Here is a 9,850-nt window from a genome sequence, read left to right as displayed (position 1 = left end):
GTGACCGCCGCGCCTGGGCGGTCACACAACGGAGCCCCTCAGATTGCCGGCCAGTTTCTGCAGTACGCCGATCGTCGCCGCGTACTCCGCGCCGGTGATACCCGCCGTCACCCGCTCGCGCTGCGCCCGGACCTTGTCCCTGAGCCCGTCCAGCGCAGCCTGACCCGCGGCCGTCAGGCGCCCGTCCAGCAGCCAGCCGCGTGCGGTCAGCGGGTCGACGGCGGCGCTCAGCTCGTCCGGTCCGCCGGTCAGGAACGGCGCGAGCGCGACCGCGATCGGCTCCGGGCCGGCGGCCGCGTTCAGCGCCTGCCACTGCCGGCGGTTCAGCCCGTCCGCGGCGAGCAGCCGCTCGAACGAGGCCTCCAGCAGGCGGTCCACCTCCTTGAGCCACCACCCGATAGGCTTGTTGTCAGCTGACATATACATGTCATTGAACATATATCTCGATCAGGCTGTGGCCAAGAGTTCGGGCTGTGGACAAGGAGTTGACTGTGGACAACCCGGATCCGGTGGCCGTGGTGGAGTCGGCGATGATCGCGGTCCGGCGGCGGCAGACCCGCCGTACCATCGCCGTGCAGTCCGGTGGACCGGATCCGGTCCAGGAGGTCCTCGACGCGCTCGAAGCGGCCGGACCGGACCCGATCGGCGTCAGCGGGGTCGCGGCCGCGCTCGGTGTGGACCAGCCGCGGGCCAGCAAGCTGGTCGCCGCCGCGGTCTCGGCAGGCCTGGTACGGCGGGAGGCCGACCAGGCGGACGGCCGCCGTACGAACCTGGTGCTCACCGAGGACGGGCGACGGCAGCTGGAGTGGGTGCACGAGTACCGGCGCGAGCGGTTCGGTCAGGCGATGGCGGACTGGACTGACCGCGAGCGGGAGACGTTCGCAGACCTCCTGAGCCGCTTCGTGACCGCGCTGGACCGTTAGATGTCCGCTTCGGGTCCGGTGACGTACACCGCGAAAGGTGCGTCCGGTCGGACCTCGGAGGTGCCCTCGAGCAGGCCCTCTGCGGTGATCTCACCGGCGTAGGTCATGCCGAGGCGTTCCATGACCGCGCGAGACGCCAGGTTGTGCCGCTCGGTGAACGCGATCACCTTCGTGGCCTGCAGCGTGCGGAAGGCGAAGTCCAACCCGGCACGCCCGATCTCGGTCGCCAGCCCACGGCCACGCGCCGGCGCGGCGAGTGCCCACCCGAGCTCCAGCCGGCCGGTCGCCCAGTCCGGTCCGACCAGGTCGCTGATGGCCGCGGTCACCGGGGCGTCGGCCGGGATCCGGGACAGGCCACCCCGTCCGGCGAGCGCTCCGCTGTCACGCTCGTACGCCATCCACTTCTGCACACCGTCGGCCTCCCAACGGGCCTGCGCCTCGGTTGCTCGCCGTACGGCGTCCTCCTCGGACAGGGTCTCGGCGTACCAATGAGCGACCCACGGGTCGGCGTGCAGCGCGACCAGGTCCGTGGCATGTCCGGGCAGGACCTCGCCTGGACCGGTCAGCGGTTCGAGGCGGAGGCGGTCGGTGAACCGGGTGCGGACCACGTACGCCACGATGTCGCGCAGCCGGCGGTCGCCGTCGGTCCGGTTCACCATCATCAGCTCGAGGTCGTCCGGCCCGACCCAGGCGCCCGCGTCGTGCTTGCCCTCTTCGAGTCGTGGCCGGCTGAGGTCTCCGTCGACGGTGACGAGGTAGTCGAGCTCACGCCGTACCCGGCCTTCGTACTCCCACTCCCAGTCGGCGATGGTCCAGACGATGTCCCGGACCTTCCAGCCGGTCTCCTCCTCGACCTCACGCCGCAGCGCCTGCTCCGGCGTCTCTCCCGCCTCCAGGTGCCCGCCCACAACATCCCAGATCCCCGGGAACAGGCGCCGCTCCGCCGTACGCCGCTGGACGTACACGCGATGCTGCTCGTCCTGGATCAGCCCGGCCACACAGTCAACAGAGCGCATACAGCCAACCTAGACCGGCCGGATCTCAGTCGGTGATCGTGCCGAGCGGTTGCTCGGTGATGCGGTTGGGCATGAAGGCGACGGCCACCACCAGGAGTACAGCGGCCGCGGCGGCTCCGTAGTAGACGTCGTGGATGGCGGGAGCGAGCACGTCGCCCGGCAGCGTCTCCAGGTCGGCGTGGCTGTCACCCAGTCGGCTGGCGACCACGCCGTTGGCTACCGCACCGAAGGCCGCGACACCGACCGCGCTGCCGACCGAGCGAGCGAACATGTTGGCGCCGGTCACCACACCGCGGGTCTGCCACGCGACGGACGACTGCGCGGCCACCACCGAAGGCGACGCGGAGAAGCCGAGACCGAGCCCGATCACGAAGCAGGCCGCAGCCAGGTGCAGTACGGCGCTGCCGGAGTCGACCGTGAGGAGCAACGCGGCTCCGACGACGACGATCAGCGAGCCCATCAGCATCGTCGTGCGGAAGCCCACGCGCAGGTAGATCCGGCCGGCGAGCGAGGCCGCGATCGGCCAGCCCAGCGTCATCGCGGCCAGCGCGAAGCCGGCGACGAGAGCCGACGTACCCAGCACTCCCTGCGCGAAGAGCGGGACGTACGTGGAGAGGCCGATCATCAGCACGCCGATCAGCAGCGCGGCCGAGTTCGCCGAGTTGAGGACGCGCTGGCCGAGCACCCACAACGGCAGGACCGGCTCCGCGGCGCGACGCTCGACCAGGACGAAGACAACCAGCAGTACGGCGGCCACGGCCAGGATCGCGACACTCGGGGTGGAGTCCCAGTCCCACATCACGCCGCCCTCGAGCAGGCCGAGCAGCAGCAGTGAACCGCCGACCGCGAGCAGGATCGCGCCCGGGTAGTCGATCTGGTGACGGGCCTGCCGGGCCACCTTCTCCTCGAAGCGGCGGGTCAGCACCCAGGCCGCGGCGAGGCCGAGCGGGATGTTCACGAAGAAGATCCAGCGCCACGAGACGAAGTCGGAGAACAGCCCGCCCAGCGTCGGTCCGACGAACGACGAGATGCCCCAGACACTGGCGATGTAGCCCTGCACCTTGGCCCGCTCGGCGACCGTGTAGATGTCGCCGACGATCGTCATCCCGATCGGCTGGATCGCGCCGGCGCCGAGGCCCTGGATCAGCCGGAACGCGATCAGCGCCGGCATGCTCCAGGCGAACCCGCACAGGATCGAGCCGAGCACGAACAGTCCGACCCCGAGCAGCATGATCGGCTTCCGGCCGCGCAGGTCGGCGAGCTTGCCGTAGATCGGCACCGAGACGGCCTGGGCGAGCAGGTAGATCGAGAACAGCCACGGGAACTGCGTGAAGCCGCCGAGGTCGTCGACGACGGAGGGTACGGCGGTCGCGAGGATGGTCGCGTCGATCGCCACCAGGCCGATGCTGAGCATCACCGCGAGCAGGATCGGCCCCCGCTCCGACCGAAGCCCGACCCCCGCCGCCCGGTCGATCCCCTCAGTAGTCATGACAAACGCCAACCTACCGTCATGAGCAAACCTTTACAGAGCCCCTGACCACCAACTGGACCATCGTTGGAAAGACGGCGCGCAGGGCTGTGCGCACGGTGGGCTGCGGCGCGGCTACGCTCCGGGGGGTGAGGATCCGGGACGGTGTGGTGCGGGCTGTCGTGCTCGTGGTCACCGTCTCGCTGACGGTGGTGCTGCTGCCGGTCGCGATCAACGTCGGCACCGGCGGAACCGCCCCCGGCTTCCTCGCCCCGTACGCGGGCTGGACCTGGCCCCTGATCGGCATCCTCTGGCTGATCGCCATCGTCACCGCGCTGTTCGAGTTCCGCAGCCGACGCCTGCCCACCGTCTCCGGCCGCTCCGCCGACCAGCCACGCAACCGCCCCAACGCCTTGGCCCGCGTCGACCGCTATCTCTCCCAACGTGTAGCCGGCTCCCTGGCGTCCCGCACCCGCATCGCACTGGCCGTCGACGAACGCCCCGAGGCTGTGGTCCGCCCGTACGACCTCCTGGTCCAGCCGCTCGACAGCACACCCCAGCAAGTCCCCGACGACCAGGACATCGCCGCCGTCTTCGACCAGCTCCAGGACTCCATGCTCATCCTGGGCGCACCGGGAGCCGGCAAGACCACGCTGCTCCTGGAGCTCGCCCGCACGCTCTCCACGCAGGCGCACGCGGACGAGAACAAACCGATCCCGGTCCTGATCGACCTGGCCAGCTGGCAGGCCCACCAGTCTCGTGGCGCCGATGACGACCCACTCGACAGCCCGTACCTGGCCGGCTTCGTCCGCTGGCTGCTCGGCGAGCTCAACCTCAGGTACGGCATCCCGCCCGCGGTCGGCCGCAGCTGGCTAAGACGCGGCCGTCTCGCCCTCCTCCTCGACGGCCTCGACGAGATCGCCAAGCCGCACCGCGACAAGCTCGCGCCCGTACTGGAGGAGCTGCGCCGCCGCTACCTGGTCGGCAAGATCGCAGTGACCTGCCGGACCCAGGACTACGAGCTGCTGCCCAACCAGCTCAGCCTGTACGGCGCTGTGCACATCAGACCGCTCACCCGCCAACAGGTCCTCGACTACTTCGCGACCGTCGGACCAGAGCTGGCCGGTGCCCGCGCGGCGATCGAGCAGGACGACGAGCTGTGGGAACTGGTCAACTCCCCGCTCATGCTGAACGTGATGATCCTCGCCTACCAGGGCCGAGCCCCGGAGGAGGTCGTCGCGGGCGATGTCGCCGACCTGCGCCGCGAGCTGTTCGACACCTACATCTCCGAGGTGCTGGCCCGGGACCGCTCGGCCAGTCGGCAGTACGACTCCCGCACCGCCGTACGCTCCCTGTGGTGCCTGGCCTGGTGGACCAGAGAGCGTGCCGGCGACCGGACCGCCGTACCAAGGTGGCTCACGCCCAACGGGTGGTACGGACTCCCGCTGCCGGAGGTGGACTACCTCGCCCACGCCGTCTGCCTACCCGCCTTCTTCGCAGCGCTCGCCGCCGGCGCCACACTCGCCACAGTCGCGCAGTACGGCGTCCTCGCCGGACTAGCCGTGGCTGCAGCCGCGCTGCTTCTCGTGCACCTCCGGCCGCACCCATGGCAGAAGCCCACCGGTCCAAGGCCGCAGTGGGGATCCCTCCTGGCCCTCACCCTCGTCACGGGTACGGCGGTCACAGTCATCCTCATCGTCGCCGCCATGGGCCTGGTCGAGCTGCTACCGGTCTGGGTGGCGCTCACTGTCGAGGCGCTGGCGATCGGTGCGTCGTACACGGTCGAGCTGATCGTGTTCCACGACAACCGGCGCCGGCTGCTGCTCGCGGTCCGGCTCGCCGTGGTCGTCGTCGGCGGGTGGCTCGCGCTCACCCTCGGTGACGCGCCCGAGGCCTTCGCGACCGGTCTCGCCATCGGCCTGATGGTTGCCCAGGGCATCCGTGTGGTGAAGTCGCTGCCGACCGACCACCTGGTCCACCCGAGCACCGGACCCGCCTGGCGGATGGACCCCTGGGTGATCGCCGGCGGCCTGGCCGGCATCCTGCTCGCAGCCGTCCTCGGCGCCGACCTGTCGTCAGCCGGATTGGAAGCGGTGGCCGGCGTAGTGGTCGGAACGATCGCGGCCAAGGCCTGGCGCCGGCGCCCGCCCGTCTTCGCCGGACCACTGTCCCGCCTCCTGCACGACTTCCTCCTCCGCTGGACCGGCTACCTCCCGTGGCGCCGCCGCGCCTTCCTCCGCTACGCCGCCGACCGTTACGTCCTCGCCCGCACCGGCCCCGGCGAGTACTCCTTCATCCACCTGCTCGTCCGCGACCACCTCGCCGAGTGCTCAGCCAACGACCTGGCCGCCAAGGTAGACCGCCGCATCGCCCAACGCGGCTAGATCACTCCGGGGCAGGTTCGTTGAGGAAGTGGCCGATCAGGCAGCTGGTCAGGGCCAGTGCGATCAGCGTGGACAGGGCCAGGCGCAGTGACGAGTGCTCGGCGATCGTGCCGAGGATCGGGGTCGCGACGCCGCCGATGCTCACCGCCAGGCCGAGCGTCATGCCGCCGGCCGTGCCGACCCGGCCGGGCAGGAAGTCCTGGCCGAGCGTGACGTGCAGCGAGAACGGGATCGACATCGCGACCGCGGTCAGCGCGAGAAAGACGAAGAACAAGGGTCCGGGGACGAACACCAGACCCGCGATCGCCGGCACCGCGACGCCGTACGACGTCCGCAGCGTCCGGACCCGGCCGTACCGGGTCGCGAACCGCCCGCCGAGCAGCGTGCCGAACGCGCCGGCCGCGAACAGCACGAACAACGCCGCCCCGCCTGTCGTCGTACCGCCGCCGACCCGCTCACCGGCGTACAGCGCGATGAAGGTGCCGAGCCCGACGAACACGATCGACCGGCACACCATGATCGCCGACAACCGCAGGAACGAGGACCAGTCGTCGGTCCCGGGACGGTCCATCCGGCTCGCCGCCACCCTCGACACGCCAGACCGAACGGCCAGCGTGGTGATCACCGCGCCGACCAGAGCCGGTACGACGAGCACGGGTGTCCACGCCAGTCCGCCGACCGCCATGATCGGCGTGACCAGCACCGGCGCCAGCGCGAACCCGACGTTCCCGCCGACCGAGAACCAGCTCATCCCGACATGGCTGCCACCGCTCACCGCCCGCGCCATCCGCGCCGCCTCCGGGTGGTAGGCCGCGACCCCGAGCCCGGACAGCGCTGCCGCCAGCCAGCTCAGCAAGTACGAGTCATCGACCCCGAGCAGCGCGATCCCGAGCCCCGCGGTCGTCATGCTGACCGGGATCAGCCAGGCCAGCGGCCGCCGATCGGTCAGTACGCCGGCTGCACCACCGACGACAGCAGCGTCGCGGCCAGCGTGATCCCCGACACCGCGACGTACCCGAGGCCGCGCTCGGCGACCAGGAACGGCACCAGCGCGGGTACGGCGCCCTGGTACACATCCACGCAGGCGTGACCGATCGCCATCAGCCCGATCGGTGGAAGTCTCCGCACATCATCGATCCTCGGCCGCGGACCACCTGTCCGGCTTCCGATAAAATGCCAACCTATGCCGGAAATCCGCCAACGCCGTCCAGCCAACACCGGGACCCTGGAGATCCCGGCGGGTGGCGGCATCGACCCGCACTGGCACGAGCAGCACCAGATCGTGTACGCCGGTCGCGGCGTCCTCTCGGTGACCACCGATGCCGGCAGCTGGATCGCTCCGGCGAACCGAGCCATCTGGGTCCCGGCCGGCACCCTCCACCAACACCGCGCGTACGGCGAAACGGACCTCCACACCGTCGGCCTCACCGAGAACCCGCTGGACCTGCACTCGCCCTCGGCCCTGGTTGTCAGCCCGCTGCTCCGAGAGCTGATCCTCACGTACACGACTCTCGAAAGCGATCCACCTGAGCGAGACCGGTTGCACGCCGTACTGCTGGATCAGCTCCGGCGCTCACCACAGCGGCCCACCTACCTCCCCACTCCACGCGATCCACGACTTGCCGCAGTCTGCAAGCTGCTGCAGGACGACCCGGCCGACAACAGGACGCTGACCGAGCTCGGCCGGGAGGTCGGCGCGAGCGAACGCACGCTGAGCCGTCTGTGCAAGACGGACCTCGGCATGACCTTTCCGCAATGGCGCACCGAGCTCAGGCTGCACAACGCCCTGCGCCTGCTAGCAAGTGGCGAGTCCGTGACCCGAGTGGCTCACCAGTGCGGCTGGGCGTCGACCAGTGCGTTCATCGACACCTTCCGACGCGCGTTCGGTCACACCCCCGGTTCACGCAGCGCCTGATCCAGGATGCGGCTCCACTGCCGCACAATCCCCCGCCGCCGGGCACCGTCGTCCGAAAGCAGGTCAGCCAGCCCCAGCCCGCGTGCCATGTCCAGCACGCCCTGCACGGTCTCCCGCACCCCAGGAGTCCGTTCACTCACCTCGAGCACTTCCAGCAGCGCCCGGTGCGCCTGCCGCCCGACATGCGCCTCCAGCCCGACGATCTGCTGGCGCAGCGCCTCCTCGGTCGACGCCGCCACCCACAGGTGCAGCGCAGCCCGGAACAGCGGCCCGGTGTAGACGTCCGCCAGCATCCCCACGATCGCCTCGGTCCGTCCGGGCCCACTGGGCAGCGCCGCGGCCTGTGCCCGGATCTCCGCCAGCCGCACCTCGGTCATGTACTCGACCGCCGCCGCGAACAGATCCGCCCGGGTCGGAAAGTGGTGCTGCGCCGCACCCCGCGAAACCCCGGCCCGGGCCGCGACGACCGACACCGTCGTCGCGGCGTACCCGACCTCGGCCAGTGACTCCACGGCCGCCTCGAGCAGCCGCTGCCGGGTGGCCCGGCTGCGGTCCTGCTGGGGCTCCTTGAGGGCCTCACTCACGCGCGGCCTCGCGGGCCCTCAGCTCACGCCGCAGGATCTTGCCCGAGGCCGCCTTCGGCACCGCCTCGATGAACTCCACCTGCCGGATCTTCTTGTACGGCGCCACCCGCGCCGACACGTACTCGATCACGTCCGCCTCGGTCAGCTCCACCCCCGGCATCGGAACCACGAACGCCTTCGGCACCTCGTTGCCGTCGGCCTGCACCCCGATCACCGCCGCGTCCGCGATCCGGTCGTCGGTGAGCAGCACCGCCTCCAGCTCGGCCGGCGGCACCTGGTACCCGTGGTACTTGATCAGTTCCTTCACCCGGTCGATCACGTACAGGTACCCGCGCTCGTCCATCCGCCCGATGTCGCCGGTGTGCAACCAGCCGTCCGGGTCGATGGTCGCGTCGGTCTCGGCCGGCCGGCCCAGGTAGCCCTTCATCACCTGCGGACCGCGGATCCAGATCTCGCCCTCGTCCGCATCGTTGCCGTCAGCACCGACCAGCCGCATCTCGGTGGACGGGAAGAGCTTGCCCACGGCGCCGGGCGGCGGCTCCTGGTCGTCCTGCGGCACCGAGTGCGTGCCCGGCGACAGCTCGGTCATCCCGTAGGCCTGCAGTACGGCGTGCAACCCGAGCCGCTTCGCACACGCCTCGGCCAGCTCACCGTCCAGCGGCGCCGCGGCCGACATCACGTACTTCAGCGCCGACAGGTCCACCCCGTCCACAGCCGGGTGCTTCGCGAGCGCCAGCACCACCGGCGGCGCGACGAACGCCCGGGTGATCTTCTGCTGGTCGAGCGTGGTCAGGAACTGCTCCAGGTCGAACTTCGGCAGGACGACGACCGTCGCGCCGAGCCGGAGCGGCAGGTTCATCAGCACGGTCAGCCCGTAGATGTGGAAGAACGGCAGGATCGCGATGATCCGCTCGTCCTCGTCGAGCTTGATCATCACCTCGGCCTGGGCGATGTTGGTCGAGATGTTCCGGTGCGTCAGCATCACGCCTTTCGCGGCGCCCGTCGTACCGCTGGAGTACGGCAGTACGGCGACGTCGTTGGCGGGATCGATGGTGACTTCCGGCTCGGGGCCGGTCGAGGCGACCAGCTCCATCACCGAGCGGTAGCCCTCGGCGCTGTCGCAGACGAAGATCTCGGTCACGTCGGTGCCCTCGATCGCGGCGGTCGCCGCCGGGAGGAACAGCGAGATGGTGACCAGCAGCTTCGCCTTGGAGTCGACCAGTTGCTTGTGCAGCTCGTCCGCGGTGTAGAGCGCGTTCACCGTCGTCACGGTCGCGCCGGCGCGGGTGGCGCCGTAGAAGACGACCGGGTAGAGGATCGTGTTCGGGCTGTACAGCGCGATCGTGTCGCCGTGCTCGATGCCCAGCTCCGCGAAGCCGGCGGCCACCCGGCGGCTCATCCCGTCGAGCTGCGCGTAGCTGATCTCCTTGCCGGTCACACCGTCCACGAGGGCCGTCCGGTCGCCGTACTCCTGAGCTCGCCCGAGAACGGCGTCGTGGATCGGGACGTCGAGGATCTCGACAGGCGGGAACTCGCTGGTGATGATCATCGGGGATCCTC

Annotated in this window: 10 protein-coding genes; 3 read left to right on the top strand and 7 right to left on the bottom strand. The window is 70.3% G+C overall.

What is annotated here, in order from left to right; genetic code table 11:
- Window positions 1–21: 21 nt before the first annotated feature.
- Entirely contained in the window at window positions 22–426 is a 405-nt protein-coding gene (locus ACWCOV_RS22865; RefSeq protein WP_449831317.1) for a MarR family winged helix-turn-helix transcriptional regulator, read from the bottom strand.
- Window positions 427–473: 47 nt separating this feature from the next.
- Between ACWCOV_RS22865 and ACWCOV_RS22860 the strand changes: the two genes are divergently transcribed.
- Window positions 474–923, top strand: coding sequence for a MarR family winged helix-turn-helix transcriptional regulator (locus ACWCOV_RS22860; RefSeq protein ID WP_449831316.1), 450 nt, complete (start codon window positions 474–476; stop codon window positions 921–923).
- Here ACWCOV_RS22860 and ACWCOV_RS22855 read toward each other — a convergent pair.
- Complete coding sequence (locus tag ACWCOV_RS22855) at window positions 920–1,939, bottom strand: GNAT family N-acetyltransferase (protein ID WP_449831315.1); 1,020 nt, start codon at window positions 1,937–1,939, stop codon at window positions 920–922. The two genes, ACWCOV_RS22860 and ACWCOV_RS22855, sit on opposite strands and share 4 nt — an antisense overlap.
- A gap of 25 nt (window positions 1,940–1,964) precedes the next feature.
- A complete protein-coding gene (locus tag ACWCOV_RS22850; RefSeq protein ID WP_449831314.1) occupies window positions 1,965–3,428 on the bottom strand; it encodes an MDR family MFS transporter in 1,464 nt (487 codons plus the stop codon).
- A gap of 128 nt (window positions 3,429–3,556) precedes the next feature.
- Between ACWCOV_RS22850 and ACWCOV_RS22845 the strand changes: the two genes are divergently transcribed.
- Window positions 3,557–5,791, top strand: a complete 2,235-nt coding sequence (locus ACWCOV_RS22845; protein ID WP_449831313.1) for an NACHT domain-containing protein — start codon at window positions 3,557–3,559, stop codon at window positions 5,789–5,791.
- A 1-nt stretch (window position 5,792) separates the two neighbouring features.
- On the opposite strand, the gene ACWCOV_RS22840 is transcribed toward ACWCOV_RS22845, so the two are convergent.
- On the bottom strand, window positions 5,793–6,710 hold the full coding sequence (locus ACWCOV_RS22840) for an MFS transporter (RefSeq protein ID WP_449831318.1): 918 nt from the start codon (window positions 6,708–6,710) through the stop codon (window positions 5,793–5,795).
- Window positions 6,711–6,736: 26 nt separating this feature from the next.
- Window positions 6,737–6,919, bottom strand: coding sequence for a hypothetical protein (locus ACWCOV_RS22835; protein ID WP_449831312.1), 183 nt, complete (start codon window positions 6,917–6,919; stop codon window positions 6,737–6,739).
- Between the two features lie 55 nt (window positions 6,920–6,974).
- On the opposite strand from ACWCOV_RS22835, the gene ACWCOV_RS22830 reads away from it, so the two are divergent.
- Entirely contained in the window at window positions 6,975–7,706 is a 732-nt protein-coding gene (locus ACWCOV_RS22830) for an AraC family transcriptional regulator (protein WP_449831311.1), read from the top strand.
- Here ACWCOV_RS22830 and ACWCOV_RS22825 read toward each other — a convergent pair.
- Complete coding sequence (locus tag ACWCOV_RS22825; protein WP_449831310.1) at window positions 7,679–8,290, bottom strand: TetR/AcrR family transcriptional regulator; 612 nt, start codon at window positions 8,288–8,290, stop codon at window positions 7,679–7,681. The two genes, ACWCOV_RS22830 and ACWCOV_RS22825, sit on opposite strands and share 28 nt — an antisense overlap.
- Window positions 8,283–9,839 carry an AMP-binding protein gene (locus ACWCOV_RS22820; protein WP_449831309.1) on the bottom strand — a complete coding sequence of 519 codons (1,557 nt, stop codon included), beginning with the start codon at window positions 9,837–9,839 and terminating at the stop codon, window positions 8,283–8,285. Before ACWCOV_RS22820 ends, ACWCOV_RS22825 begins: the two co-directional genes overlap by 8 nt.
- Between the last annotated feature and the right edge of the window lie 11 nt (window positions 9,840–9,850).

Source organism: Kribbella sp. NPDC002412, from assembly GCF_053592935.1.
The sequence above is the reverse complement of the archived record's forward strand: the minus strand, read 5'-3'. Positions and strand labels throughout refer to the sequence as shown.